This is a genomic window from Candidatus Ornithobacterium hominis, assembly GCF_900538215.1.
Taxonomy (GTDB): domain Bacteria; phylum Bacteroidota; class Bacteroidia; order Flavobacteriales; family Weeksellaceae; genus Ornithobacterium; species Ornithobacterium hominis.
Genome location: NZ_UNSD01000008.1, coordinates 169,820 through 195,388, shown reverse-complemented (window position 1 = coordinate 195,388; position 25,569 = coordinate 169,820). Strand labels below are relative to the sequence as shown.

Annotated in this window: 28 protein-coding genes; 10 read left to right on the top strand and 18 right to left on the bottom strand. The window is 35.7% G+C overall.

What is annotated here, in order from left to right; genetic code table 11:
• Positions 1-30: 30 nt before the first annotated feature.
• The 3 genes from D5J18_RS07675 to D5J18_RS07665 are packed head-to-tail and all read right to left on the bottom strand — an operon-like array spanning position 31 to position 3,252.
• Positions 31-1,776 carry a 1-deoxy-D-xylulose-5-phosphate synthase gene (locus D5J18_RS07675; protein WP_119058416.1) on the bottom strand — a complete coding sequence of 582 codons (1,746 nt, stop codon included), beginning with the start codon at positions 1,774-1,776 and terminating at the stop codon, positions 31-33.
• Between the two features lie 36 nt (positions 1,777-1,812).
• Positions 1,813-2,394 carry a guanylate kinase gene (gene gmk / locus D5J18_RS07670; RefSeq protein ID WP_119058415.1) on the bottom strand — a complete coding sequence of 194 codons (582 nt, stop codon included), beginning with the start codon at positions 2,392-2,394 and terminating at the stop codon, positions 1,813-1,815.
• Positions 2,395-3,252, bottom strand: a complete 858-nt coding sequence (locus D5J18_RS07665; protein WP_119058414.1) for a YicC/YloC family endoribonuclease — start codon at positions 3,250-3,252, stop codon at positions 2,395-2,397. It abuts the gene before it with no gap.
• Between the two features lie 82 nt (positions 3,253-3,334).
• Here D5J18_RS07665 and D5J18_RS07660 point away from each other — a divergent pair, with 82 nt between their 5' ends.
• Positions 3,335-4,327: a hypothetical protein gene (locus D5J18_RS07660; RefSeq protein ID WP_119058413.1), complete on the top strand. Its 993-nt coding sequence runs from the start codon at positions 3,335-3,337 to the stop codon at positions 4,325-4,327.
• A 26-nt stretch (positions 4,328-4,353) separates the two neighbouring features.
• Here D5J18_RS07660 and D5J18_RS07655 read toward each other — a convergent pair whose 3' ends face one another.
• The 9 genes from D5J18_RS07655 to D5J18_RS07615 form a co-directional block, all read right to left on the bottom strand.
• A complete protein-coding gene (locus tag D5J18_RS07655; RefSeq protein WP_119058412.1) occupies positions 4,354-4,641 on the bottom strand; it encodes a hypothetical protein in 288 nt (95 codons plus the stop codon).
• Positions 4,625-5,707: a thiamine-phosphate kinase gene (gene thiL, locus D5J18_RS07650; RefSeq protein ID WP_119058411.1), complete on the bottom strand. Its 1,083-nt coding sequence runs from the start codon at positions 5,705-5,707 to the stop codon at positions 4,625-4,627. Before thiL ends, D5J18_RS07655 begins: the two co-directional genes overlap by 17 nt.
• Positions 5,708-5,720: 13 nt before the next feature.
• Complete coding sequence (locus tag D5J18_RS07645) at positions 5,721-6,215, bottom strand: acyl-CoA thioesterase (protein WP_119058410.1); 495 nt, start codon at positions 6,213-6,215, stop codon at positions 5,721-5,723.
• A gap of 4 nt (positions 6,216-6,219) precedes the next feature.
• A complete protein-coding gene (locus tag D5J18_RS07640; protein ID WP_119058409.1) occupies positions 6,220-7,680 on the bottom strand; it encodes a sensor histidine kinase in 1,461 nt (486 codons plus the stop codon).
• Positions 7,670-8,257, bottom strand: coding sequence for a riboflavin synthase (locus tag D5J18_RS07635; RefSeq protein WP_119058408.1), 588 nt, complete (start codon positions 8,255-8,257; stop codon positions 7,670-7,672). Before D5J18_RS07635 ends, D5J18_RS07640 begins: the two co-directional genes overlap by 11 nt.
• A 3-nt stretch (positions 8,258-8,260) precedes the next feature.
• Positions 8,261-8,755: an IS1096 element passenger TnpR family protein gene (locus D5J18_RS07630; RefSeq protein WP_119058407.1), complete on the bottom strand. Its 495-nt coding sequence runs from the start codon at positions 8,753-8,755 to the stop codon at positions 8,261-8,263.
• A 3-nt stretch (positions 8,756-8,758) separates the two neighbouring features.
• On the bottom strand, positions 8,759-10,192 hold the full coding sequence (locus D5J18_RS07625) for a CCA tRNA nucleotidyltransferase (protein WP_119058406.1): 1,434 nt from the start codon (positions 10,190-10,192) through the stop codon (positions 8,759-8,761).
• Between the two features lie 148 nt (positions 10,193-10,340).
• The gene (locus D5J18_RS07620) at positions 10,341-10,889 is read right to left on the bottom strand and encodes an L-threonylcarbamoyladenylate synthase (protein WP_119058405.1); all 549 of its coding nucleotides are present in this window, start codon (positions 10,887-10,889) and stop codon (positions 10,341-10,343) included.
• Positions 10,890-11,978, bottom strand: a complete 1,089-nt coding sequence (locus D5J18_RS07615) for a glycosyltransferase family 4 protein (RefSeq protein WP_119058404.1) — start codon at positions 11,976-11,978, stop codon at positions 10,890-10,892.
• 118 nt (positions 11,979-12,096) lie between these two features.
• On the opposite strand from D5J18_RS07615, the gene D5J18_RS07610 reads away from it, so the two are divergent.
• Positions 12,097-12,921: a glycosyltransferase family 2 protein gene (locus D5J18_RS07610; RefSeq protein WP_119058403.1), complete on the top strand. Its 825-nt coding sequence runs from the start codon at positions 12,097-12,099 to the stop codon at positions 12,919-12,921.
• A 9-nt stretch (positions 12,922-12,930) separates the two neighbouring features.
• The gene (locus D5J18_RS07605; RefSeq protein WP_119058402.1) at positions 12,931-13,959 is read left to right on the top strand and encodes a glycosyltransferase; all 1,029 of its coding nucleotides are present in this window, start codon (positions 12,931-12,933) and stop codon (positions 13,957-13,959) included.
• 207 nt (positions 13,960-14,166) lie between these two features.
• On the opposite strand, the gene D5J18_RS07600 is transcribed toward D5J18_RS07605, so the two are convergent.
• Genes D5J18_RS07600 through xrtF form a run of 3 tightly spaced genes read right to left on the bottom strand, consistent with a single transcriptional unit; the run spans position 14,167 to position 15,992 of the window.
• Complete coding sequence (locus tag D5J18_RS07600; protein WP_119058401.1) at positions 14,167-14,979, bottom strand: 2,3,4,5-tetrahydropyridine-2,6-dicarboxylate N-succinyltransferase; 813 nt, start codon at positions 14,977-14,979, stop codon at positions 14,167-14,169.
• A gap of 37 nt (positions 14,980-15,016) precedes the next feature.
• Complete coding sequence (locus D5J18_RS07595; protein WP_119058400.1) at positions 15,017-15,451, bottom strand: exosortase F system-associated membrane protein; 435 nt, start codon at positions 15,449-15,451, stop codon at positions 15,017-15,019.
• Positions 15,441-15,992, bottom strand: a complete 552-nt coding sequence (xrtF, locus tag D5J18_RS07590; protein WP_119058399.1) for an exosortase family protein XrtF — start codon at positions 15,990-15,992, stop codon at positions 15,441-15,443. The genes D5J18_RS07595 and xrtF overlap by 11 nt, the downstream gene beginning before the upstream one ends.
• 38 nt (positions 15,993-16,030) lie before the next feature.
• Here xrtF and D5J18_RS07585 point away from each other — a divergent pair, with 38 nt between their 5' ends.
• From D5J18_RS07585 to dcm, 4 genes are all read left to right on the top strand, one after another.
• A complete protein-coding gene (locus tag D5J18_RS07585) occupies positions 16,031-16,477 on the top strand; it encodes an XrtF-associated fRMsr-like GAF protein (RefSeq protein WP_119058398.1) in 447 nt (148 codons plus the stop codon).
• A 64-nt stretch (positions 16,478-16,541) separates the two neighbouring features.
• Entirely contained in the window at positions 16,542-18,077 is a 1,536-nt protein-coding gene (gene gpmI, locus D5J18_RS07580) for a 2,3-bisphosphoglycerate-independent phosphoglycerate mutase (RefSeq protein ID WP_119058397.1), read from the top strand.
• On the top strand, positions 18,074-18,499 hold the full coding sequence (locus tag D5J18_RS07575; protein WP_119058396.1) for a BT0820 family HAD-type phosphatase: 426 nt from the start codon (positions 18,074-18,076) through the stop codon (positions 18,497-18,499). The genes gpmI and D5J18_RS07575 overlap by 4 nt, the downstream gene beginning before the upstream one ends.
• Before the next feature lie 578 nt (positions 18,500-19,077).
• Complete coding sequence (gene dcm, locus D5J18_RS07570) at positions 19,078-20,316, top strand: DNA (cytosine-5-)-methyltransferase (RefSeq protein ID WP_119058590.1); 1,239 nt, start codon at positions 19,078-19,080, stop codon at positions 20,314-20,316.
• Here the strand turns inward: dcm and D5J18_RS07565 are convergent.
• Positions 20,292-21,056: an Eco47II family restriction endonuclease gene (locus D5J18_RS07565; RefSeq protein WP_119058395.1), complete on the bottom strand. Its 765-nt coding sequence runs from the start codon at positions 21,054-21,056 to the stop codon at positions 20,292-20,294. The genes dcm and D5J18_RS07565 overlap by 25 nt on opposite strands.
• Before the next feature lie 635 nt (positions 21,057-21,691).
• On the opposite strand from D5J18_RS07565, the gene D5J18_RS08750 reads away from it, so the two are divergent.
• From D5J18_RS08750 to D5J18_RS07550, 3 genes are all read left to right on the top strand, one after another.
• A complete protein-coding gene (locus D5J18_RS08750) occupies positions 21,692-21,889 on the top strand; it encodes a hypothetical protein (RefSeq protein WP_133298127.1) in 198 nt (65 codons plus the stop codon).
• A 68-nt stretch (positions 21,890-21,957) separates the two neighbouring features.
• Positions 21,958-22,818, top strand: coding sequence for a hypothetical protein (locus D5J18_RS07555; protein ID WP_221407275.1), 861 nt, complete (start codon positions 21,958-21,960; stop codon positions 22,816-22,818).
• Positions 22,819-22,978: 160 nt separating this feature from the next.
• Positions 22,979-23,236 (top strand): hypothetical protein, encoded by a 258-nt coding sequence (locus D5J18_RS07550; protein ID WP_119058393.1) that lies wholly within the window; start codon positions 22,979-22,981, stop codon positions 23,234-23,236.
• 4 nt (positions 23,237-23,240) lie between these two features.
• Here the strand turns inward: D5J18_RS07550 and D5J18_RS07545 are convergent, their stop codons facing one another.
• Both D5J18_RS07545 and D5J18_RS07540 read right to left on the bottom strand, forming a co-directional pair.
• Positions 23,241-23,432 carry a hypothetical protein gene (locus D5J18_RS07545; protein WP_119058392.1) on the bottom strand — a complete coding sequence of 64 codons (192 nt, stop codon included), beginning with the start codon at positions 23,430-23,432 and terminating at the stop codon, positions 23,241-23,243.
• A gap of 475 nt (positions 23,433-23,907) precedes the next feature.
• Positions 23,908-25,569 (bottom strand): tape measure protein, encoded by a 1,662-nt coding sequence (locus D5J18_RS07540; RefSeq protein ID WP_119058391.1) that lies wholly within the window; start codon positions 25,567-25,569, stop codon positions 23,908-23,910.

Genomic DNA, 25,569 nt, shown 5'->3' with positions numbered 1-25,569 from the left:
TTTTTTAAGCCTTAAAAAAAATCAGAGAATTTAATTTTCTAAAAATAATTTTTCTACTTTTTTGATGATTCCTTCTACCGAAAAGCCTAAATCTTCCATTTGTTCTGAAATAGAAGCGTGTGAGATGAAATCTGAAGGGAAGGCACAAATTTCCATTTTCCCCTTCCAGCTCATTTCATTGGCTTTCGCCAAGCAGCTCATGCCAAATCCACCAGGTTTTACGCCCTCCTCATAGGTTAAAATTCGGTTATATTTCTTAAAAACGGCTGCCAACTTCACTTCATCTAGAGGTTTAATAAATGGGAAATGAACCCAACCAATATTTTTGTTTAATTTTTTCAAGGCTTTAAAAATTTGTAGCCCAATGCTGCCTGTGGATAAGATTACCATTCTCTCCCCATTTAGAATTTCTCGAGCCTTAAAAAATTTTAATTGCTCTTCTTTGAAGAATGTTTCTGCCGATGTTTTTGCATATCGAATAGCGACTGGTTGATTGAATAGCGGTGCTTTCTGAATCATACTTTCTAATTCTGTAGCGTCCAAAGGGGCGGCTAAAATCATCTGTGGAATGGCATTGAGAAAAGAAATATCAAAATAGCCGTGGTGCGTGGCTCCATCACTGCCCACTAATCCGGCACGGTCGATTAAAAAAATGACGGGCAACTCTTGCAATGCCACATCATGAATTAATTGGTCGTAAGCGCGTTGCAAAAAAGTACTGTAAATCACGCAATAAGGCACCATGCCTTGCGATGCCAATCCTGCCGAAAGCGTCACAGCATGCTGCTCTGCTATTCCTACATCCCAAACTCTATCAGGGAATTTCTCTTTGAGTTCCATCAAGCTGCTGCCACTTAGCATTGCGGGAGAAATTGCCACTGCTTTTTTATTTTTCTCAAAAACTCGATGCAGCGTTTTACCTGCCAAGTCAGGGTAAGTTTCCTTTTGCGTTTGAATTTCTCTCTCGCCCGAAATTTTATTGAACTTCCCTGGTGCATGCCAAGCTACTTGGTCTTGCTCTGCTTGTGCATAGCCCTTGCCTTTTATTGTCCTGATGTGTAAGATTTTTGGCCTAGATATTTTTTCAATTTTTTTGAAGGCTTTAAAAATTTCAGAGAAATCGTGTCCGTTTACTACTCCTTGGTAATGAAATCCTAAATCGGAAAAAAAAGTATCGCCTTGCACTCCCAACTGGTTGAAATAATTTTTGAGCGCACCCGTTGCGTGGTCTATCCCAATATTATTATCGTTTAAAATTACTGTAACATCCAAATCGGTGTCTCCCAAATGGTTCAAGCCTTCTAGCGCCATTCCACTGGCGATAGACGCATCGCCGATGACGGCAAACCTTTTTCTTTCAATATCTTTTAATTTATCTGCCAAGGCTATTCCCGTGAGTGCAGAAATTGTGGTAGACGAATGCCCTACGCCAAAGCAATCGTACTCGCTTTCCTCCCGAACAGGGAATCCTGAAATTTCATTTTTTTGCCTTAGATTGAGAAATTTTTCTTTTCTACCCGTCAAAATTTTGTGTACATAAGATTGATGCCCTACATCCCACAGCAGAATATCTTGCGGGGTATTGAGGTAATAATGTAGAGCAATGCTCAGTTCCGTCACGCCTAGACTTGCTCCCAAATGCCCTTTCTTCAACGCCACTACATTCAAAATGTAATCTCTGATTTCCGCAGCCAATTTTGGCAAAACTTGAGCGTTCAGCTTTTTCAAATCTTGTGGATTATCAATGGTAGAAAGTAGGCGATATTGGTCTAGCATTTTTGAGATTCTGTTTAATTTTTTTTAATAGATATTCTAAGGCTTTAGAAATTTTTCAATTTTATTTTCAATTTCTTTTTTAGCTGCGTCTAAATCATCGTTTACAATCACACAATCAAATTGATCTTGGTAAGTCAATTCCTTAGCTGCTTTATCTATTCTGATTTTTAAATCCTCGGGCGAATCGGTGTTTCGGGCAGAAAGTCTTTTCCCCAAGGTTTCTAAATCGGGTGGTTTTACAAAAATCGAAAGGGCTTTCTCTCTGAATTTTTTCTTCAAATTAATGCCACCTACCACATCTGTATCAAAAATCACGTTTTTCCCCTTGCGCCAAATCCGCTCGATTTCACTATGTGGTGTGCCGTAAAATCGCTCGCTATAGACTTCTTCCCATTCAGCAAAATCTTCATTTTCTATGCATTTTTTAAATTCTTCTGTGCTTAGAAAATAATAATCAATCCCGTGTTTTTCCAGCCCTCTTGGTGGTCTTGTGGTGCAGGAAACAGAAAATTCTAAATCATTTCTTTGGTCGAGCAAATGGCGAACTAATGTCGTTTTCCCAGAGCCACTTGGTGCCGAAAAAATTATCATTTTCCCCGTGTTATCTCCATTTCTCATTTACAAAATATTTAGAATTTGCTCTTTTATTTTCTCCAATTCATCTTTCATTTCCACCACTATTTTTTGCATTTCGGCATGATTTGATTTTGAACCTAGGGTGTTTATTTCTCGCCCGATTTCTTGCAAAATGAAGTTTAATTTCTTCCCGTTACTTTCGGGTAAATTTAGCGTTTCTAGAAAATAGTTGCAATGGTTTGCCAAGCGGACTTTTTCTTCTGTCACATCTAGTTTTTCTAAATAATAGATCAACTCTTGTTCCAATCGGCTGTGGTCTGCGCCTTCTACTTTTTCTATCGCGGCAGTCATTCTTTCGCGAATTCCTTGAATTCTTTCTCCTTCAAATTCTTCTGTTTTTTGATTCAGTTTTTGAATTTTCTCAATTCTAATTTTAAAATCTTTTTGTAATTCTAAGCCTTCTTTTTCTCTAAAGGAGATCACATTTTCGAGTGCATTTTCTAAGGCTTTAAAAAATTTTTGAATTTCGACTTCACTGAATTCAATATTGGGTGAAGTAATCACATCTGGCATTCGCATAGCTTGTTGAAAAGCGGTATTTTCATCAATTTCAGGCATCATCGCTTTAAATTTCTGCACAAACGCCAAAATTAAATTTTCATTGATTTCTGTAGCAGAGAGTGTGTTCACAATGCTATTGTTTATAAAAACGTCTATTTTCCCCCGCTTCAATTTATCTGCCACTGCTTGGCGAATTTCGGGTTCGAAGCTTCTTAGTTCAGCACTGAGCCGAATGTTCAAATCTAAATTTTTGCTATTGAGGGTTTTAATATCTATGCTATATTTTTTATTTTGCAGAATTGCTTCTGCTTGCCCATAGCCAGTCATCGATAAAATCATAATCAACTTTCTTTAATGGTAAAATTACTAAAATTCGTTAATTTATCCATTGCTTTGCAATAAGTATGTAAATTTAGATTCCATGAAGAAGCTTTTATTTTTTTTACTTATCGGAATTTTAAGCCAAGCGCAAGATCTCACGGGGCGTTGGGTCATCTACGGAAATATGGATAGCGGCTACTACGCTGAATTAAATTTAATTCAAAATCAAAAAAACATTTATGCTGGACATTCATATGATACTGAAAATCAAGGTTTTTGCCGTCATTTTGTAGAGGCAAAATTTAATCCTGATACGCAAACCTTTACTGGGAAAGATGTGGAATTGATTGATAAATCAGCTGGGCACGAAGCTACCGATTATCATCTACATTACTATACTGAGAACGGAAAAGAGTTCCTGATGGGGACGCAAACCATCACGCCAATAGAAGATAAAAGGGGTTTGGGTAATCCTTTTGAGCATTTATTTAAAATGCGTGGTTTTAATTTCCCTCATGAAAAAAATATGGTCGTCTATGTGAAAGTGGATGATAAATATACTGTCTATACGCTTGGTGCGCCCAATACGATGACGGAGGAAGAAATGAAGTTGCAGAAGTCTGAGTTTCCTGAATTGAATGAATCTTCTGCTTCTGAAGGTAATAATGAAAAAACCTCATCTCAACGAGAAGGGAAAAATAAAGAATTTTCTTTGCCCGAAGTTATAGATAATAGCATTTTTGAAAAGAAAAAAGAGCGTAACAACCGTCTACTTGCACATATTACGCTAAAAGATATTGAGGAAGTTACCTTGCTAATTCGAGACTATGGCGAAGAAGATAATGATACGGTTAGTATTTTCCTTAACAATAGATTACTAGCTGGTAATGTGAGAATTACACATGAATCTAAAGAATATCAATTTAAACTTAATCTGAAGGAAAATAATAAGTTAGTTTTTGTGGCAAATAATTTGGGTGATATTCCACCTAATACTGCTCGTATCACTATCATTGCTGGCAAGCGACGCTATAATTACCGCTTGTTCACCGATGAAAAAAATAATGCAGTCATCCGCTTAGAAAATAAATGATTTTTTTTTTAAGGCTTAAAAAATTTTTAGAATTCTTCTCGTTTGATAAAGTAAAAAAACGGAATCAAAATAGGTAAACCTAGACTGAAAAACAGCCATATTTTCGTTTTACTATCAGGATTTCTATAGAGGTCGACCCAAAGCACGACTAATGAAACTAAAGTGAAAATGGCTGCAAAAATCAACATCCAGTTGATGTCGTCAACTTTATTTTCTTGCCAATGGAAATAAGCGCCAAACCACATTGCTAAACCAAAGCCAGAGAGAGCGACTAAAAGTTTTCGTGGTAAAATGAGTTTACTCTTCTTCGGCATTTTTTACATTTTTTTGGTATTGATAGAAAGCGTCCCAACCCTGCGAAGTTAAAGGAATTTTAATATTACTACCACGAGCCACTAAATGATTCCCTGCCTGCAAATCATTGGCAAAACCAATGACTGTGAAATGAGGGTTGCCTTTGATTTTATCGTAATCTTCTTGTTTTATGGTAAAGAGTAATTCATAATCCTCTCCGCCATTGAGCGCTGCAATGCTAGCGTTCAGCTCAAATTCTTCTCCTGCTGAAATGACTTGCTGGTCTAGCGGAATTTTTTCTTCATCAAGGGTAAAGCCTACTTTGCTCTGCTGCGAAAGGTGTAAAATCTCTGATGCTAATCCGTCAGAAACATCAATCATCGCCGTGGGTTTCACGTTTAATTTCTCTAAAAGTTTTATGATATCCAAACGTGCTTCGGGCTTGAGCTGGCGACCAATGAGATAATCGTAGGGGCGTAAATCGGGCTGAACATTGGGGTTGACCTTGTACACCTCATTTTCTCTCTCCAAAATTTGTAAACCGAAATATGCAGAACCTAAATCTCCTGAAACAACCAAAAGGTCATTTTCTCTAGCTCCCTTTCTAGTCACAATTTTTTCTTTATCACAAGAACCTATTGCCGTCACATTGATGACTAAACCTGCTTTGGATGCCGTCGTGTCTCCTCCTACCAAATCAACTTCATATTTTTGGCAAGCGATGAGCATTCCTGCAAATAATTCGTCAATGGCCTCTACAGGAAATCGATCTGAAACTGCAAAACTCACCAAAACCTGCTGAGGCAACGCATTCATAGCACAAACATCACTTACACTGCTCGCTATCGCTTTATAACCCAGATGCTTGAGTGGCACATAAGCTAAATTGAAATGAACGCCTTCGGTCAACATGTCAGTAGATATCAGCATGGCTTTTTCGCCATAGTCGATAATGGCGCAGTCGTCCCCAATCCCGAGTTGTGTCGTAGGTTGTGTATTTTTGAATGATGACTGAATGCGATCTATCATTCCAAATTCTCCTATTTCAGAAAGTGGCGTGCGTTGTAAGTCTTTATCTTGAAACATGTTTTTTATTTTTTTATAATAATTCTTCTAAATGAATATTTTGGGGCTTGGGGTTTAATTTTTTAATATCTTGAAAGTTTAGCTCTCTTACATTTTTAGACAGAATTTTTTTTAAACTCTCAAGCATTTCTTCGGGCAAATCCTTCGCCATTTTACGCTCTTGCATATTGAGCCAACATCCAAATAAAGTGGCATGCGCATGGTGTAAACCTTCTTCTGAATAAATATTTTGCTTGAAGCTAAAAAGTACTCCATTAGATGAAAAACCATCAATTTCTGTGTGAATAATCAAAGTACGACCAGGCATAACTTCTTTGTAATAATTGATTTTTTCTTCTAAAATGACTGGCCCTCGGTGAAGTTCATATAAGCGATGCAAGGGTAATCCACAGAATTCTAAAGCTTCCATCCTAGCTGCTGAAGTAAAGTTTAGAAATTGAGAATTGGCTAAATGCTGATTAGCGTCCAAGTCTGACCATCTCACTTTAATTTTTGTTTTATAAATCATGAAATCATTTATTTCTCAAAGGAAGTTGAATGGTAAATGTAACTCCTTTATCAATATTATTTTCAAATTTAATGCTTCCGTTGTATTCTTCTATCATTTTTTTGACGACTGGCAAACCTAGGCCGCTACCCGAACTTTTGGTTGTAAACTTAGGTTCAAATAGCTTATCTTTTACCTCATCGCTAACCCCTGTTCCATTATCTTTTATCTTTAGAATTACAACTTCTTGATTGGACATTAGGGCAACCTCTATCTGAGGTTTTGTGCCAAACGGAACGGCCTGCATCGAGTTTTTGACCAAATTAGTCACGATTCGTGATAAATAAGTTGGGTCGTAATAAATATAAATCGGTTCATTTAATTTGTGAAAGCTAACCATTTCTTCATCAAATATATCTAAAGTTTTCTCGACTTCTTCACAAACATCTATTTTTTGGTCTTTCCGTACTGGCATTTTGGTATAATCTGAAAAGGCTTGAGAAATTCTATCGATGACATCAATTTGATTAATCATACTCTCGGTGAAATCTTTTACTCTTTCTTCTATATCGGGTAAATTTTTATCAAATTTTCGTTGAAAACTCTGCATTTGCAAGCGCATTGGCGTTAATGGATTTTTCAGCTCATGAGCTACTTGCTTCGCTGCTTCTCGCCAAGTTTCTTCCCGCTCGAGTTTTAGCAATAGTTCTGACTGCTCGTTTAGTTTAACCAACATATTGTTATAGGAATTAACTAGCGGACTGATTTCATCTTTGCCACGGTATTGTAATGGGCGATTTAGTTTCACTACATCAGTTTTGACTAATTTTTCGGCGATTTCATCTAGGCGTGAGGCAATGCTTTTTGACAACCAATACGAAATAACTAAACCAACAATCATAATCACTGATACCAAGACTAGAAACTTGATAAGTAAATCATAAAATTCATCTTTTTGATAAGAATCATCGTGCAGATAGGGTAAATTAATAATCGCAATAGGCTGATGATTAATATTATACAAATAAGAATAAATTCTGATGTATGTGTTTTTCCCTGATTTTTGTACCATTTCTACACGATCATTTTTCAGACTTAGAATTTGCATCACCTTTCCTGGTACAAAGTGAATGTCCTTGCTATTCCCACTTTGGGAACTTATCAAGAGTTCCCCTTTTAAATCATAAATATTGATGTGAATATCATTAATGTCAGAATATTTATAAATGTTGTTTTCAAAAATATCTTTTACATTTTCTTCTGTAACATTTTGTGGAAATTCAGAAATCAGATAATCAATTGTTTCTATGATGTTTTTTTCTTTCCGAGCTAAGCGGTTTTCATGATAATTTTTTGAAATGGACTGAAAGTAAAAAAAAATCAGAACTCCAAATAAGCTTGTGAGCACAACAATGACTAAAATTAAGGCGAGATAAATTTTATCTCTAATGAACAGCTTGTCTAAAAAACTTTCTCTAGCACGCATTCAAGGTTAATTTTTGAACATATTTTCCTAAAATATCAAATTCAATATTTAGCAAATCGCCTACTTTTTTATCTTTCAAGTTCGTGTGTTCCCATGTGTAGGGGATTATGGCTACGCTAAAGCCATTTTCGTGGGAATCTACAATCGTTAAGCTAATACCGTTCAAGCAAATAGAGCCTTTCTCTACCGTGATAAATTTAGCATCTTCATACACCACATTTATCAACCAGCTACCGTCTTTATCTTCCATGCTTTTGATTTCCCCCACTTGGTCCACGTGCCCTTGCACCACATGCCCATCAAGACGAGCATTCATTTTGAGAGCTCTTTCTAAATTCACTTTTGTTCCAACTTGATATGCTTTTAAATTTGTTCGCTTCAAAGTTTCTTCTATCGCCGTCACAGCATAAGCATCCTCCCATAGGCGCACTACAGTCAAGCAAACGCCATCGTGTGCTAAGCTTTGGTCTATCTTGAGCTCTTGTGCCAATGGAGATTGGATACGATACGTCACGTTAGAGTCTTTTTGTTGAATTTCTACAACTTCACCTATATTTTCTATAATTCCTGTAAACATGATTTAATAATATTCATTAAAATCATCATCATCAAAAATATCATCGCGTTTTGGAGATATTTCATCCTCATTTTCCTCTATAAAGAAATCCATAGTATCCTTCACAGGGGCTTTATCTGGCATTTTACCGTAAGAATAAACGACCGCTGTAGCTGCTTCTTTTTCATCACGTTCAATCGTTTCACAAAAAAATGTCCACATATTAAAGAAATCATAGACATAAATCATTCGCCTCCCGACTTGCCCCATAACTTCATTGAGCTGAATTTTTGCCATCGTCTCACCTCCTTCTTCATCAAAGATATTTTCTAAAGGAATTTCACTTCCCTGAAACCAGTTTTCGTTAGACAAATAGAACGACGCCATTTCTTCTCCTTCTAAATCAAAAGCTTCTTTTACAATATGATGAAATGACAAAAGATTTTGTTTTCCACTTATTTGAATGTCTCGAAATACATCTTTCTTTGCATCTAAAATAACCCTAATTTTCAAATTCATTTTTTACGATTTCTGATATGTTTTAGCAAGTTTTAAGCCTAATTCTCCCCCCTCTTTTTCCATAAAAACTAGCGCAGCATTTCTCTCATTTTCAATTTTGCCATCTAGAATTGCTTCTTTAATTTTATTCTTTAAAACTCCCACCTCTCTACACGGCTGAATACCGAATAGCTGCATGATATCTTCTCCACTAACGGGTGGCTGAAAGTTACGGATTTGGTCTCTTTCCTCTAAATCTGTAATTTTCCGCTCTACTTTTTCAAAATTTTGCTGAAAACGTTGCTGTTTTGCCTTATTCTTGGTCGTGATATCCGCTTTACACAGCAGAAATAAATCTTCTAAATCATCTCCTGCATCAAACAAAAGACGTCGCAGAGCTGAGTCACTCACCTCATCGCTTATCAACGGAATCGGGCGTGAGCTGAGCATCACCATTTTTTTCACATACTTCATCTCCCCCCCCATTGGCAATCTCAAACGCCTGAAAATGCCTGGAATCAATTTACTCCCCACAAATTCGTGATTATGAAAAGTCCAACCTATTTTTTTATCAAATTTTTTGGTCGAAGCTTTGCCAATATCGTGTAACAAAGCCGCCCAACGTAGCCAAAGATTTCCTGTCGTTTGGCTAATATTATCTACCACTTCTAGCGTGTGCCAAAAGTTATCTTTGTGCGTTTGTCCTTCTATTTCTTCAATGCCTTTGAGTGCTAAAAGCTCTGGCAAAATAAAATCTAGCAAACCTGATTTTTCCAATAATTTCAATCCGTAGGAAGGCCGTCTTGTCAGCATAATTTTATTAAATTCAGCCATGACTCTTTCCTTTGACAAAATTTCCATTCGCTGCGCATTTTCTTTTATCGCTTGGAATGATTTTGCTTCAATATCAAAGTCAAGCTGAGCGGCAAACCTGATAGCGCGCATCATGCGTAATGGGTCGTCTGAATAAGTGATTTCTGGGGCTAGCGGTGTGCGAATAATTTTATTTTCCAAATCTTGAAACCCGCCAAACGGGTCTATAAATTCCCCGTAGTTGCTTTCATTAAGCGAAATCGCCAAAGCATTGATTGTGAAGTCCCTGCGCATTTGATCATCTTCTATACTTCCATTTTCTACTGCAGGTTTTCGGCTATTTTCGCTATAGCTTTCTTTGCGTGCGCCAACAAATTCCCAATCAATATCTTTGTAACGGAACATCGCTGTACCAAATCTTTTAAAAACTTTGACCTTAGAGGAACCTGGTAAATTTTGAGCTATCTTTTGAGCTAATTCTATGCCACTCCCTTCTATCACTATGTCTACATCCTTTTTATCTCTTCGGTTTAACAAAAAATCTCTTACAAAACCTCCAATCACAAAAACAGGAGCATTCATTTCTTCTGCGATTTTAGAAATTTCTTTAAAAACCAAATTTTTTAAAGCTTCTTTCAGATTCATAATGCAAAGTTAATCATTTCAAATCCGTTTTTTCCCTTTTGGTTTTAAATGTTTTTTTCAAGGCTTTTATTTATTATTCAATCATTTGATTTTTAATAGATTGATATTTTAGCAATTAAACTTTAAATATCAAATAATTGCTATTTTTTCAAGCGCGTAGCACTTTTATCTCTCCCGTTTTAGATAAAGAGATAATACTTGACGACTCGTATTTGGGGATAAAAAGAGGCGCTTCCGCGGCTATATAGTCCACTCCTTTTTTAATTTCTTCTGAAATCTCTTCAAATTGCTTGGGTGATGCCTGTCCTGATAAATTTGCTGATGTAGAAAGCAACGGTTGCCCCACTTTCTGAATGATTTTGATTAAATTTTGGTCTCTAGTCAAGCGAATACCAATGCTTCCTTCTGGAGAAAGTAAATAATCTGGAACTTCCAAAATGTCATCATAAATCAACGTGACTGGCTTCTCTGAATAGTCCATAATATCCCACGCCAAATCTGACACGTTGACCAAACGCTGCAATTGCGCTTCGCTCGCCACTAGAAGCAAAAAAGTTTTTTTAGGGTCTCTTTTTTTTATACCCTTCAACTTAGTAAAGGCTTCTGGCTCAAAAGCCAAAGCACTAAGCCCAAAGGTGGTGTCTGTAGGCATCAAAACAATGCCATTATTTTTTAAGGCTTCAATTATTTTTTGCATTTATTTTATTTTTTGGAAAAACTGATAGAAATCTGATATTGTGCCTTTTACATTTAATTCTGTTTGAATTTTTTTCTCAGCATTTTTACCCATATATTCACGCAAAGAAGGATTCTCTGCTAGTTTTTGAATTTTTTCAGCCAAAGCATCTTCTGCTCCGATCGGGACAATATAGCCGCTTTCATCAGGGTCTACAAGTTCGGTGCAACCGCCAGCATCTGTCATCACCACAGGCTTCCCCATGGCAGCTGCTTCGCTAATGGACCTCCCTAAACCTTCTGATAATGAGGTTTGTACATAGACATCAGCTCCTTTGATAAGTTCTGGAGCATCTTGACGGTAGCCTAAAAAATGTATATTTTTTAAGCCTTTAGAAATTTTTTGAAAATTTTGCTTTTCCAATCCTTGCCCGACTAATATAAAATGAATATTCTGCATAGGCTGAAGTTTCTCTGCCGATTTCAAAAAAGTCGGAATATCTTTCACTTTATCGTTTCTGCCTACTAAAATTACTTTGATGGTTTCTTTTGGAATATTTAAACTCTGATAATCAAAAGCTTGAACCTCTTTAAACCATTCAGCATCATAGCCTTTATAAATTTTTAAAGCCTTAGATTTTTTCCACAATTGTTTTCTGACGTGCCGATAAACAAAATCACTATTGCAAATGATATAATCAACTTTGGGATGTAAATAAGAAAGGTACGCAGAAGGGTCATGCCAATGTAAACTACCAGATCCATAGTAAGTTACAATCTTGAAATTTTCTTTTTTGATGAAAAATATAATGCTTCTCAGGTATTTACCAATTCTGGCATAGAGAATGTTTATCTTATTTTTTCGAATAATTTCTTGAATTTTTCGAGTAAATTCTTTGTCAAATTTCCCTTTAGGTTTTATGTTGTAAAACTCAATCTGACGTTCTTTAAAATACTGCTCCACCTCTTGTGAAGCTTCTCCTGCAACGGCTATTTTTTGCCCTTTTTTTTGCAAAGCAGTAAATGTTTCTAGTTCAGAATAAAAGACATTTTCTGCGGCGTTATAACTTCCTAGTATTAGGATATTTGCATTTGTCGTATGATTTGCCATTTATTCTAATTTTCTCATGAATTTAAGGTTTATTTATTTTTTCATGGAACTTCAAATTTAAGCCAAAAAATAGAATGCCGTATAAAATAGCTGAAATAAAATCAATATTTTTGTTTTTGTGAGTAAGCAAGTAAGCATTATTATTAGCACTTATAATCAGCCAAAATGGTTAGAAAAAGTGCTTTGGGGTTACCATGTTCAGTCTTTTGGCAATTTTGAATTGATTGTGGCCGATGATGGTTCGGGCGAGCAAACACGGGCACTGATTTCGCAAATCAAACCTTTGTTAAACTATGAATTGAAGCATGTTTGGCATCCTGATGATGGATTTCAAAAAACTAAAATTCTGAATAAAGCGATATTGGCTTCTGCTGCTGATTATCTTATATTTAGCGATGGTGATTGTATTCCTCGCAAAGATTTTGTGGAAACTCACATCAACCAAAGAGCTGAAGGGCGATTTTTATCTGGCGGGTACTTTAAACTTCCTATGGAAACTTCACAAATGATTCAAAAAAAAGATATTTTCAGTCAAAATTGTTTTGACTTGAATTGGCTGAAAAATAAAGGTTTAAAAAATTCTATCAAAAATTTAAAGTTGATTAAAAATAAATTTGCATTAAGCATTATGAACACTATCACAAGCACCAAACCGACTTGGAATGGGCATAATTCTTCTGGTTGGAAAAAAGATATTCTTGCCGCTAATGGATTTGATGAGAGAATGCAGTATGGGGGTGAGGATAGGGAATTGGGTGAGCGTTTGGAGAATGCTAAAATTAGAGGAAAGCAAATCAGGTACAAGGCGATTTGCCTGCACCTAGACCATGCTCGTGGCTATGTAAACCAAAAAAGCTGGGAAATCAACGAGGAAATCAGGAAACGTACCCGAAATCAAAAAATAACTTTTTCGCCTTTCGGGGTAGAGAAGCAATCAGTTTAATCCTTTTTTATGAAAATTACCCAAGTCATAGACCAATTAGGAATCGGGGGAGCTGAGCGAGTTTGTGTGAATTTATGTAATCTTTTTGTGAGAAATGAGCACGAGGTCAAATTAATTGTATTTGATCAAATCGGTCAGCTTTTTGATTTGCTTGATGAGCGTGTGGACGTAGTGATTCTGGATAAAAAGAAAAGTAAATTTAAGGCTTATAAAAAATTCACTCAAGAGGTACAAGATGCTGATATTGTTCACGTTCACATGAGGCAGGTATACAGATTTGTGCAAAAGGCTTTCCTATTATTTGGGGGGAGGGGAAGAAAAATTGTTTTTCATGACCATTATGGTAAAATTGCCGTAAAAAAACATGTCCCCATGTTTTATCGTACGATTTTTAAGCCAAAGGTGTATATTGGCTGTTCTGCATTGCTCACAGATTGGGCGATTAATAATGTGAAAATGAAGCCTGAGAATGTGTTCATGATTAATAATTTCGTGGCACAATACGCCACAAATTCTGATGAATCTGCCCAAGGCTGGGTGATGACAGGAAATTTAAAGCCTGTGAAAAATCATGAATTTGCCATCCGCTTTGCTGCTGAGATGGGGAAAGAACTCAGCATTTATTGTGCAGAAGCCGAAGGTGAATATTACGAAAAACTTTGTAAACTAATTCAAACCTTGAATTATGAAGATAAAATTCATTTCAAAACGGGTTGCTTTAATGTTCAGCCTGAATTGAAACGTTATGAATTTGCTTTATTGCCCTCGGTTTCTGAAGGGGATCCGCTGGTAATCGTAGAATATTTAGCTCAGGGAATACCTTTTTTGGTTTCTGATGTTGGCGAATCGGTAAAAATTATTCAAAAACATTATCCCTTCTTGGTTCAGAAAGATTATAACATTGAAAATTGGAAAGAAAATTATGCAAAAGCCATTCGGTTAAAAGATAAGGAAATCAAAACTTTATACCGAAATTATTTTTCTGAAGATTTGTTTTTAGAGAAATATATGACCGTTTATCAGAAAGTATTGTCCTAAAAAATTCATTCAACAGCTCTTGTAAGTGGCGTTATAATTTAAACTTTATTCCATTATTACAAGTAAAATCCTTACAATGAATGTCTATAATCATTTTTTTCAGCCATTTGTGCTCGAGCTTCATCTCCAGAATCTAATGCTTCTGCATAGATTGCTTTCAAAATAATTTATTTTTCAAGGCTTAAAATTTTTCAAGGCTTAAAAAATTTATACCGCCACATGGTGCGTTCTCAAGGCATCGTTCAAAGATGTTTTTTTGTCAGTAGATTCTTTTCTTTTCCCTATGATTAAAGCACATGGCACTTGGAATTCTCCTGCGGGGAATTTTTTGGTATAACTTCCTGGTATCACTACTGAACGTTCTGGAACATAAGACTTTAACTCTCTGGGCTCATTGCCCGTTACGTCTATAATTTTGGTAGAAGCCGTCAGTACCACATTTGCTCCTAAAACGGCTTCTTTGCCCACTCTTACGCCTTCTACAACGATGCATCTAGAGCCAATAAACGCATTGTCTTCTATAATCACAGGAGCTGCTTGCAGGGGTTCTAAAACACCGCCAATGCCTACGCCTCCGCTCAAATGAACATCTTTCCCGATTTGGGCGCAACTTCCCACTGTAGCCCAAGTGTCTACCATGGTGCCGCTATCTACATATGCCCCGATGTTCACGTAAGACGGCATCATTATCACACCTTCTGCCACAAAAGAACCGTGCCTTGCAATTGCGTGAGGAACCACTCGAACGCCTTTTTGGGCATAATTTTTCTTTAATGGAATTTTATCATGAAATTCAAACGGCCCAACTTCTATTGTTTCCATTCTGGCAATAGGGAAATACATTACCACGGCTTTTTTTACCCATTCGTTAACTTGCCAGCCATCTTCTGCTGGTTCTGCCACACGTAAATTCCCTGCATCTAATTGATTAACAACTTCTTTTACTGCGTTTTGAGCCTCCTCTTGCTGCAAAAGCTCTCTGTTTTCCCAAGCTTTTTCTATAATAGATTGTAGATTCATGTTTGATATTTTCCTCAAAGTTAAAAATTTATTGTCTTTATTGCTTTAACTCTTTCTCTGTATACCAAAAAGCAGGAATTAACAACAATAATAAAACTGGCTGAATCAGAATTCTACGAATATAAAAACCTGCCGTAAACCCCCACTGAAATTCGGTTATAATGAAATAATAATAAAGACTTAAACAAATTAAGAAAATAATAGCATACATCAAAGAAGCTATTTTGATAAGAGGCTTTTTCTGAAAGATTAAATATAGAATCGCTAAACTCACAAGGCTATTGAACCAAAACCGAAGACTAATGCTCCACAAATGATGATGTAAATTGAATTCTGGGAATAAAGCGTTGATGAAATCATGCTTGAAAAAATTTAACAATGGGTCGTAAAATAGTTTGTCCTCAAAAAAGCGAATCGAGGCCAAAATAATTATCAATAAAAAAATGAGAAGATATTTCGATTTAAATTTCATCGTCTTTCGTATTAATTAAAAAATATCTCACCCAAATCAACCAAAGAATAATTACCATTCCGTAAATGATAAGCGGAAATAAAATGTCGTGCGAAAACTTCTCGTATTGTGGATGGTATGTGAAAATATAATTTAGTAAAGAGATTCGGAAAAGGTTGGTTATATGCAACAAAACAAGCCCTAAGAGAATGTATAAAAACGTGGGCATAAATTTTTTGCCAAAAGCTACCACAAAAGAGACAAAAATAATCATTACTGAAATGGCATTACAACCTTCGTTCACTCTTGAGCAATAGAAGCCATCGAGATAGAAGCGGCGAAAAGCTTCTCCTTCTATTTGGTGATTTTCAGCATCAAAGCCTACAAGCCGCATGAGATACCCTACAGAATCTGAGACCCAGCCAGTGAAAGGGTCTGCGATTTTCAAATCTGTGAGATAAAGATTGAGATACCAACTGTACAAAAGCGTTAAAATCAAATAGGTGAAAAAAAATTTACCTATCAGCAAAATCAATATCTTATATTTTTTCCAAAGCTCCATTTGGCAAGAATTATTTATTTTTGACAAAAATTAAAACGATGGATAAAATTAATAAAAGAATAGATATTATCATTAATAATTCTTCTTCGATAGATGAAAAATTACTTAAAATCTGCCAGCTGCTCAAGAATGAAATCGACGGATTTGATTGGGTAGGCTTCTATTTTCAAGATAACGAACAGCAAATTCTAAATCTAGGCCCATATGCTGGCGCCGCTACTGAACATACTAAAATCCCGTTTGGTAAAGGAATTTGTGGGCAAGTTGCAGTCTCCAACAAAACCTTCATTTCTCAAGATGTTGCTGCTGAGGATAATTATTTGGCTTGCAGCATAGATACGCAGTCTGAAATCGTCGTTCCAATCTTTAAAAATGGTGTAAATATTGGGCAAATTGATATTGATTCGCATCAGAAAAATGCTATTTCCCAAGAAAAAATAGCTTTGTTAGAAAATTTAACCGAAAAAATATCAGCTATTTTATAGGCTGAAAATATTGGAGAATCAAGCTTGATATTACTAAATTTGCCAAACGATAAAAGCCAGAACAATGAATAAAAAAGTCCTTTTAATGATTTTAGATGGCTGGGGAGAAAGCATAAACCCTAAAGTTTCTGCCATTGCTCAAGCCCAGACTCCATTTATAGACAATTGCTATATCAAATATCCGCATGCTAATTTGACGACTTTTGGACTCGCTGTAGGCTTACCAGAAGGGCAAATGGGAAATTCTGAAGTCGGGCACATGAACATTGGTGCTGGCCGAGTGGTTTATCAAAATTTAGCTAAAATTAATTTAGCAATTCAAGATAAAACTTTAGGGCAAAATAAGGAACTACAAGCAGCATTTGAATATGCTAATCAAAATCATAAAGACCTGCACCTTATCGGGTTAGTAAGCGATGGCGGTGTGCATTCTCATATCAATCATTTGAAAGCTTTATTGGACCAGACTCACGCAGCTAAAGTTAAGAATTGCTACATTCATGCCTTTACCGATGGCCGTGATTGTGACCCTAAAAGTGGCAAAAAATTCATCGAAGACATCATAAACAAAGCAAGTCATGTCAATGCTCGCCTTGCCAGTATTGTGGGGCGATATTACGCCATGGATCGTGATAATCGCTGGGAAAGAGTAAGATTAGCCTATGATGTAATGACCAATGCTGTGGGTGAAAAGACAGAAAAACCATTAGAAGCTATTCAAAAATCTTATGACAATGATGTGACCGATGAGTTCATCAAACCCATCGTTTGTACAAATCCTGACGGCTCACCTGTTGCAAAAATCAAAGATGGAGATGTCGTTATTTTCTTTAATTTCCGTACCGACCGCCCACGCCAAATTACGGAAGCCTTATTTTTAACTGCCTTTCCTGAGCAAAACATGCATCCGCTAGATTTGTATTTTGTGTCGATGACAAAATATGATGAAGCCTTTGATAAAGTTCATGTTTTGTATGATGAAGACAAGTTAACCAACACTATGGGAGAGGTTCTAGCCCAAAATCAAAAGAAACAAATCAGAATTGCTGAGACAGAGAAATACCCGCACGTGACTTTCTTCTTCTCTGGCGGAAAAGAGGAAGCATTCAACGGTGAATCTAGAATTCTCTGCCCATCGCCTAAAGATGTGGCAACCTATGATTTGAAACCAGAAATGTCAGCTTTTGACATTCGAGACAAAATCATTCCAGAGTTGAATAAAAAAGAAGCTGACTTCATCTGTCTAAATTTCGCCAATGCTGATATGGTGGGGCATACGGGTGTTTTTGAAGCTGCGATGAAGGCTTGTGAGGTTGTAGACCAATGTGCCGAGGCTATTTGCAATGTGGCCTTGGAAAACGACTACGCTGTAGCCATCATTGCCGACCACGGAAATTCAGATTTGATGATTAACGAAGATGGTAGCCCCAATACACAACACACTACCTCTCCTGTACCTTTTTTCTTTTTGACGAAAGAAGATGAAAATATTAAATTAAAAAATGGAAAATTAGGTGATTTAGCGCCGAGTATTTTAAATTACATGGGCGTGGAAATTCCTAAAGAAATGAATGGAAACATCATTATAGAGAAAATATGAAACTCGAGAGTAAAATTATAGCGGTTGATTTTGACGGGACCATCGTAGAGGATGCTTACCCAAGCGTTGGGAGAGCTAAAATGTTTGCTTTTGAAACCTTAAAAAAACTACAAGAAGATGGGCATCGCCTAATTCTGTGGACTTATCGTCATGGCAAAACTTTAGATGAAGCCATAGAGTTTTGTAGAAAAAACGGCATAGAATTTTACGCAGTGAATAATAGTTTTGAAGGAGAGAATTACGATCCTTCAGAAGCGAGCCGGAAATTAAATGCAGATTTATTCATAGATGACAGAAATCTAGGGGGATTCCCAGGCTGGGGGGAAGTGTATCATATCATCAAAAACAAGGTTAAATTTTCATTAAATAACGACGGGCTAGAGGCTGAAACTAAGAAAAAGAAAAATTGGTTTGGTTTTTAACTGATTTTTTTATCTAAAAAAATTTTAAGCCTTAGAGAAATCCAATATTTTTTTAAGGCTTAAAAAATTTTTAAATCCGCTTTTGTGATGAAAAATAATTCATGCAATAGATTATTTACATCAATTGAGAGAATTCAGCTGCCTGAAAAACAGATTTTAAATATAATCTCCTCAATATTTTATTATCAAAAACGGTTTCTTTTATATAAATGTAATTTCAGCAAATTTTCTTTTACAATGAATACTTTGCATTCAATAATATTTGCCTTGCCCTTAAACTAAAATTTGTTTCTACATAGCTAAATTCATTGATGTTAATAATTTTAAAGTTTTTAGTATTAAAAATATTATTCAACTGCAATTCAAAGCCAATTTTGTTCTTTCCCCAAGTGTAACGTTTAGATATAAATTTAAGTTGAGTGCATGATTTTGCTGTGTAATTTTTTTGTTTGATTGCACTTAATCCGCTCTTTTGCCAAACCAATGTTATCTGTCGTTCTTTCTTTCGTTTATTTATTTGTCAGTTCAAAAGTTTGTTTTAAATTTGTAACCAATGTCTAATGTTGTATAATTTGGTTATGAGTGAATATTTAACTATTTCAGAAACAGCAAAATTGCTGAATAAAAGTACAAAAACTTTACGTAGATGGGACGAAGAAGGTAAACTTTCTGCCGTTCGTGAACCGATGAGTAATTATCGGGTTTATCGGAAAGATGAAGTAGAAACTTTGTTTGCTGATTTTTTAAAAACTGACATTGCGGAAACGACTTCCAATTATGTTGAACCCAATCACGAGTACAAAGTCTTGGAATTATTTGCAGGAGCAGGTGGCTTAGCTGTCGGAATGGAAAAGGCTGGTTTGAAATGTGTCGCTCTTAATGAAATAGACAAATTTGCTTGTACAACGTTACGAAAAAATCGTCCGAATTGGAATGTTTTAGAAGGCGATATTAAAGATTTTGATTTCTCGGAATATAACGGAAAAGTTGATGTTGTTACTGGCGGATTTCCTTGTCAGGCATTCAGTTATGCAGGTAAAAAATTGGGTTTAGCAGATGCTCGTGGAACGCTTTTTTATGAATTTGCAAGAGTGGTAAAAGAAGTCAATCCACCGATTTGTATAGGCGAAAATGTCCGTGGTTTGTTGAGTCACGACAATGGGAAAACTTTACAGGGAATGAATTCTATTTTAGACGAAATTGGTTACAATGTAGTTCCTGTTGAAGTTTTGAAAGCCATACATTATAAAGTTCCACAAAAGCGTGAACGCCTGATTTTGGTCGGAATAAGAAAAGATATTGAAGTAAAATACGAATATCCAAAACCTTACAAGAAAATATACAACTTAAAAGATGCATTGAAAAAAGGCGAGTTGTACGATTGTAATGTTCCAAAATCAGACGGTGCAAAATATCCACAAAGTAAAAAAGAAGTGTTGGATTTGGTACCTCCAAAAGGTTATTGGCGAGATTTGCCTTTGGAAATTCAAAAAGAATTTATGGGTGGAAGTTTTTATTTAGGAGGTGGAAAAACCGGAATGGCAAGAAGAATTGGTTGGGACGAACCTTGCCTGACTTTGACTTGCAGTCCTGCTCAAAAACAAACAGAACGTTGCCATCCTGACGAAACCCGACCGTTTACAGTTCGTGAATATGCAAGAATACAGACTTTTCCCGATAAATGGGAATTTTCGGGTTCATTGGCACAACAGTATAAACAAATCGGAAATGCCGTTCCTGTCAATTTAGGTCGTGAAGTGGGTTACTCGATTGTAAAGTTTTTGAACGAATATTATAGTTTATCAAATCCTAAATAATAGCTGTAATTCTCAAACGTAATTTGGTCGAGAATAGAGCGTTTTGATTTTTCGGTTTCGGAAGTAATTTCTTCCAAAGCCGAACTTTCTTTTATTTTATCTTCTTTTTCTATGGATTTCAAATAATCTTTAATAGCTTTTGGTAATGCTTTGTATAGTTGGAAAAGTGCATCATTCTGTCCTGAAAGCAAAGAATAAAACTGGTCTCCCGAAATTTTGAAAACTCTTGAATGGCTGTATTCTTTTCCATTGATTTCGCCTTTCCAATGTTCGTTAAAACTTCCTTTCGCTAAAATTTGTACCCAATAACATTTTGCTTTTTTGTAGTCGTCCGCATAACGAGCTAATTTTTGAAACAGGGCTTCTGCCGAACTGCTATTCATTGTGTTATGTTTGTTCTTGATGTCTGCAAAAAGTGTATCATCATTTGCTTTGATATCAAAACCGCTTAAATTCCCAACTTCAAAACCTTTTATTCCACCTAAAATTTGCTCGTGAAATGTTCCGATTGAGTTATTTATGGATTTATCAATTTGACGAAGAATTTCCGATTGTATCAAATCGTCTTCGTTGATATCGTTGAATTTAGCGTCAAAGGTAAGTTTGATTGTATCAACTTTGTTGGTGTAGAAACTCTTTTTTGAAATGTTGTTTTTAGCTCGTAAATATGATTTGTGCAAATTTTCAATGCAGTTCAACAAATGTTCGTCCGAGATAAAGTTTACATATTTGTTCGCCATTACATTTCATCATTAAAATTCAGTTGCTAAATTACAAAATCTAGTTTAATATTTCTATCCGTTGATTTCTGCGGTGTCGCTTTAGAATGACAGATAACGTTTCGGGACTTGGCGTCAGTGGCGGAAATTGAAGCGAGAAGTTTCAATTTTATAATCCGTAAAACGAAATGTGCAAAAATTCAAAACGAAATGTACATTTTTTAACTAAATAAATAGTTTGTTTTCATTAGCGATTTTTTTATACATTCAGTTTTGTCGATTAAGAAAAACGCAGATTTGGTGCACCTTGATTGCGCAATTATTATTAATGGTTTTAAAGGAAAAATTCAATACGCAAAAAGCATTTTCCACGGTAGCAACGTTGATTAGGATACACCTAATCAGTAATTTGGAATTGTTTTGGATGGTGGAAAACTGCCGAAGAACCTACCCCAAACGCCACAAAAGCAAAAATAAATCCCCTTGCATCCAAACCGAACTGTTCTAAAACAGGAGGAGGTAACTTTTTTGCGAATTAATAAAACACATTGATTCACAGTGTGTTAAAACCTATTGTTCCTTATTTTTTGACTTATCCGTTTGGTAGTGTTACTTTTATTATATTGCTAGAGTAACCAATATTCAATTCACATACTATGAATAAAATAGATCTATTATCAATTCCCTTTTGTGTGATTTTACTTTTTGCGTGCAACAACGAAGACCTCTCTCCAGAGATATTAGGTTCTTCAATAGAAAGTAATCACAAACGTCAAGAGCTTTACATTCCTTATGCTGACTCTGTTGAATTAAAGGAATTAGCTCAAAATAAAAAAGTTCTTAATTTTGAATAATTTAAAGATTTAACAAAATGAAGAAGATCTTCTCTTTACAATTGTGTGTTTGGCTTTTTCTTACAATATTGTTTTCCCAATGTACAAAGGTTGATTTAGAGGAAGGAGTACGCAAAACAACTATTCTTCGGCATAATTATATTGCAATAACCACAAAAGATGATATTCCTGGAGAAGTGGAAGTGCATTATAGTATATTGGGCAATAATGGTCAAAACGAAGTCAAAACAGAGAGGCTTTCTACTCCTTGCGTGATTGGTGGAGAGAACGTCTTGGTCGCCTATGACAGTATTGTTGGTACACATTCGGGGAAAAGCGTTTTTAGCCAGCTTACCTTGAAAAGAGACTATCAAGAAAACGGAGCAGATTTTCTTTCAATCAAGAACTTGTCTTCGACCGTCCTTGAGTATGCCGTAATCGGTAACCAGCCTCTTGTGTTCCATAACCCTGCGGATTTAAAAGAGTACCATAATTTCACCAATTTAAATGAGATAGATAAAACCAAGGTTGTAAAAGAAAGTCCAACTCCTATTAATTCAGAAGGTATTCCTGTTTTATATTTACTAAAGCCTGAACTTTCTAAAATTAACCAGTACTATATTTTGCTAAGTATTGGAGATTGTGTGAATGGGGAGCTTACAACCGTAGAAAGTACCTATGCTAAGAATATTGGCATTAAACCTACACAGTATACTATTCGAGAAATAATGAATTTCTACAAAGAGGAATATAGCCATGGCAAAACCCTATTTGCAGACTACAACGACTATGATTTAAAATGTCAAAAGTACAAAGGTCTAGCTCGTTTAGACATAAAATTTTATGGAGAAATACAACCTGAGTCTTTTGTAAGGAACTCCGGACAGATTTGGTTTATTAATACAACTTCGGGAATGAAGGGAATTGACACCTTTAAGATATTTCAATAGGAATGATACATACTAAATTTATGTTATGCTGTCTTTTGTCAGTGCTATTATTGAGTTGCTCTGAAGATGATGACATAGTTAGGCATTTCGAGAAAAACGCTATATTCGTTTATATGGCTGCAGATAATGACTTGGATTACTAATACAAAACATCAATCAGATGGAGATGGGTTTTTCTGAAAATCAAATTAGTAATGGGGTTTATGTTTATGTAGACAGGGTAAAGAATCGCAAAACCTCTCACCCATGCCTATATAAAGTAAAGGCAGACAATACAGATTTAATAGTTTCCGAGATAATCAAAACCTATCCTGAACAAAACTCGTCAAGTGCAGATGTTTTTGTAAGTGCTTTAAAAGACGCAATAGCCTTTTCAAGAAAAGCCAATGAGCAAATTAAAGTATTGAGAGTGCTATAATTGGTTATTTATTCACTTTCACATCACTATCATCCCAAGCTAAAATCCCTGATATTCCGTCACTCCAAGCAAGTACCCAAGAACCAGCATCAACAGCGTTAACATTGGCTTGTAATTGAGATATTCCCTCACTTTCATTTACTACAATTTCCTTATCGCCATAAGAATCTGCCTCTGTAAAAGAAAACAAAACCATGGAACAAATAACAAATAAACCTAAAAAAACTTTTTCATTTATTATAAAACCAACTAATGATAAAGTTGGGTTGGAAATTATTCCCGTTTAGCATCTAATTTTACTTCCAGACTTTGTTCCTTGTTACGAATTTTCTCTATTAGCGAGTAACTTTTCGGTTTTATCACGTGTGTTTTACACTTTTACCTCTTTATTTTTAACCGTTTGCATTTCACGCTGTTTTTGGTAATATTAGTTCCCAACACTCAAATATATGAAAATCCTAATATTATGCGTTTTTTTTATTAGTTTACAATACTTTGACATTGTCTTGATAAATAATTTAATGGATTCAAATTTATTTTAAGCATTCTTAAGATTTTTTTCCTAATTCTTTTGCGTATTTTGTATACTTGAAATTGATTTTACCTTTCACAATTTTTCTTTTGGAGTGTCTCACAAAAAAGTAATTTGGATTATCATGCAAATCTTTCAATCAAAGATGAATTGAAAGATAGATTTCCTTCTTGTCGTTTAACCTTTTGTCTTTTTTAGTCTTACTATTCTCGCCTAAAATTCTATTTTTGGTTTTGCCATCAAACCCAAGTTTTGAGGTTAATCCAGCTACGGTACCATCTAAACTTACATTTTTATCCCATTTTAAGGCTTCAAAAGCATTTTTTCTTCCTTTTTGGAGAGCCAATGTTTTAGCATCAAAATCCTTTTTATTCTTTACTAATTCATCAGAACGCTTTTTTGTGTCGTTGGCTATATCAATCAGTGCAGCGTTATTTTCTTTTTCATCCCCAATGCCAACTGAATTTTTAAATTCATACCAAGCCGATTTTATCTTGTTGAGCCCAATCATGAAATTATCAATCATTCCATCCCAAAGCAATTCGGCACCAGATGTAAATACTTCCCAATTTAATTTTGCATTATTTACTACTATTTTCCATGCCTCGCCCCAACCATTTGTTTTAATAATAAGATAGGTAATCACACCTATAATTGCGATAATAGCAGCAATAATCCAAGTTCCAGGGAAACTCCATACGGCAAGGTTCAAAAACCATTGTGCAGCTGCAGCGGCTAATATACCTGCAGTTAAAAATCCAAAAATAAGGGTAAGGGGTTCTAATATAGGACCTAAAATTTCACTTAACCAGCTAAAAAAATCCATTAATTTTGAAGCAATTGGTAAAAAAACATCACCAGCCCTTACCATCATTTGATCCAATGTTCCTTGCAAATTCTGCAATTGCCCGTATGGCGTATTGGCAATTTTTTCAAGCATGCCTTGAAACTTTCCTCCTTTTCCTGTTGCAGTTTCCATAGCAGCACGTACATCTTCCACAGAAATTTCTCCTTTCTCCATCCTTTTAGTAAGACTTTCCATGCTTTCTCCTGTCCTCTCTGTGATGACTTGCAATGGATTGAATCCTGCATTAATCATTTGCAAAAGGTCTTGCCCCATCAATCGCCCTGTTGCCATAATTTGAGAATACACTAAAGAAAGACCGCTTAGTTTTTCTCTATTTCCCATGGCTACATCTCCCAACATCTTCATACTAGGCATAATCTTTTCCTGAGCAATACCATACCCTAGCATCATTTCGGCTCCCTTTTGAATGGAAGCATTATCGTATGGTGTGAAATTGGCGTATTGATTTAATTCACTTAATAGAGATTTAGCTCTTTCAGCCGAACCTAATAAAACCTCAAATTTAACATTGGTTTGTTCTAATTCTACCCCCTTTTGAACAATAGATTTTATTCCATTAAAAGCCCGCATTGCTATACCAAAACCGCTGGCTAACCCAATAAGTCCGCCAAATTGCCCCGCAACACCACGCAACCTTTCTCTAAAACTCATAGGCGGCAAGTTCTCCAAACGCCTTAATTCTCGCTCTGTTTCCCTAATATTATTGGTCAGGAGTTTTATATCTTTTGTGCTGGTACTTGCTGTACGTAGCTGGTTAAGTAAATCCAATTTCCCGCGTAAAGAATCTATTGAATTTACAGTTCTATCAAAAGAATTTTGTAAATTCGTTTGTGTACGGTTGGCCCTATTGTCAATAACCGACAAAACAGCACCTACCTTCATCAAGGATGAAGTGGCAAAGTCTTTGACCGATATTGAAAAACTATAACTCAT

Coding starts and splice junctions, on each gene's coding strand:
- D5J18_RS07675 (WP_119058416.1), bottom strand. CDS start 1,776: ATGCTAGACCAATATCGCCTACTTTCTACCATTGATAATCCACAAGAT.
- gmk (WP_119058415.1), bottom strand. CDS start 2,394: ATGAGAAATGGAGATAACACGGGGAAAATGATAATTTTTTCGGCACCA.
- D5J18_RS07665 (WP_119058414.1), bottom strand. CDS start 3,252: ATGATTTTATCGATGACTGGCTATGGGCAAGCAGAAGCAATTCTGCAA.
- D5J18_RS07660 (WP_119058413.1), top strand. CDS start 3,335: ATGAAGAAGCTTTTATTTTTTTTACTTATCGGAATTTTAAGCCAAGCG.
- D5J18_RS07655 (WP_119058412.1), bottom strand. CDS start 4,641: ATGCCGAAGAAGAGTAAACTCATTTTACCACGAAAACTTTTAGTCGCT.
- thiL (WP_119058411.1), bottom strand. CDS start 5,707: ATGTTTCAAGATAAAGACTTACAACGCACGCCACTTTCTGAAATAGGA.
- D5J18_RS07645 (WP_119058410.1), bottom strand. CDS start 6,215: ATGATTTATAAAACAAAAATTAAAGTGAGATGGTCAGACTTGGACGCT.
- D5J18_RS07640 (WP_119058409.1), bottom strand. CDS start 7,680: ATGCGTGCTAGAGAAAGTTTTTTAGACAAGCTGTTCATTAGAGATAAA.
- D5J18_RS07635 (WP_119058408.1), bottom strand. CDS start 8,257: ATGTTTACAGGAATTATAGAAAATATAGGTGAAGTTGTAGAAATTCAA.
- D5J18_RS07630 (WP_119058407.1), bottom strand. CDS start 8,755: ATGAATTTGAAAATTAGGGTTATTTTAGATGCAAAGAAAGATGTATTT.
- D5J18_RS07625 (WP_119058406.1), bottom strand. CDS start 10,192: ATGAATCTGAAAGAAGCTTTAAAAAATTTGGTTTTTAAAGAAATTTCT.
- D5J18_RS07620 (WP_119058405.1), bottom strand. CDS start 10,889: ATGCAAAAAATAATTGAAGCCTTAAAAAATAATGGCATTGTTTTGATG.
- D5J18_RS07615 (WP_119058404.1), bottom strand. CDS start 11,978: ATGGCAAATCATACGACAAATGCAAATATCCTAATACTAGGAAGTTAT.
- D5J18_RS07605 (WP_119058402.1), top strand. CDS start 12,931: ATGAAAATTACCCAAGTCATAGACCAATTAGGAATCGGGGGAGCTGAG.
- D5J18_RS07600 (WP_119058401.1), bottom strand. CDS start 14,979: ATGAATCTACAATCTATTATAGAAAAAGCTTGGGAAAACAGAGAGCTT.
- D5J18_RS07595 (WP_119058400.1), bottom strand. CDS start 15,451: ATGAAATTTAAATCGAAATATCTTCTCATTTTTTTATTGATAATTATT.
- xrtF (WP_119058399.1), bottom strand. CDS start 15,992: ATGGAGCTTTGGAAAAAATATAAGATATTGATTTTGCTGATAGGTAAA.
- D5J18_RS07585 (WP_119058398.1), top strand. CDS start 16,031: ATGGATAAAATTAATAAAAGAATAGATATTATCATTAATAATTCTTCT.
- gpmI (WP_119058397.1), top strand. CDS start 16,542: ATGAATAAAAAAGTCCTTTTAATGATTTTAGATGGCTGGGGAGAAAGC.
- D5J18_RS07575 (WP_119058396.1), top strand. CDS start 18,074: ATGAAACTCGAGAGTAAAATTATAGCGGTTGATTTTGACGGGACCATC.
- dcm (WP_119058590.1), top strand. CDS start 19,078: ATGAGTGAATATTTAACTATTTCAGAAACAGCAAAATTGCTGAATAAA.
- D5J18_RS07565 (WP_119058395.1), bottom strand. CDS start 21,056: ATGGCGAACAAATATGTAAACTTTATCTCGGACGAACATTTGTTGAAC.
- D5J18_RS08750 (WP_133298127.1), top strand. CDS start 21,692: ATGAATAAAATAGATCTATTATCAATTCCCTTTTGTGTGATTTTACTT.
- D5J18_RS07550 (WP_119058393.1), top strand. CDS start 22,979: ATGGAGATGGGTTTTTCTGAAAATCAAATTAGTAATGGGGTTTATGTT.
- D5J18_RS07545 (WP_119058392.1), bottom strand. CDS start 23,432: ATGGTTTTGTTTTCTTTTACAGAGGCAGATTCTTATGGCGATAAGGAA.
- D5J18_RS07540 (WP_119058391.1), bottom strand. CDS start 25,569: ATGAGTTATAGTTTTTCAATATCGGTCAAAGACTTTGCCACTTCATCC.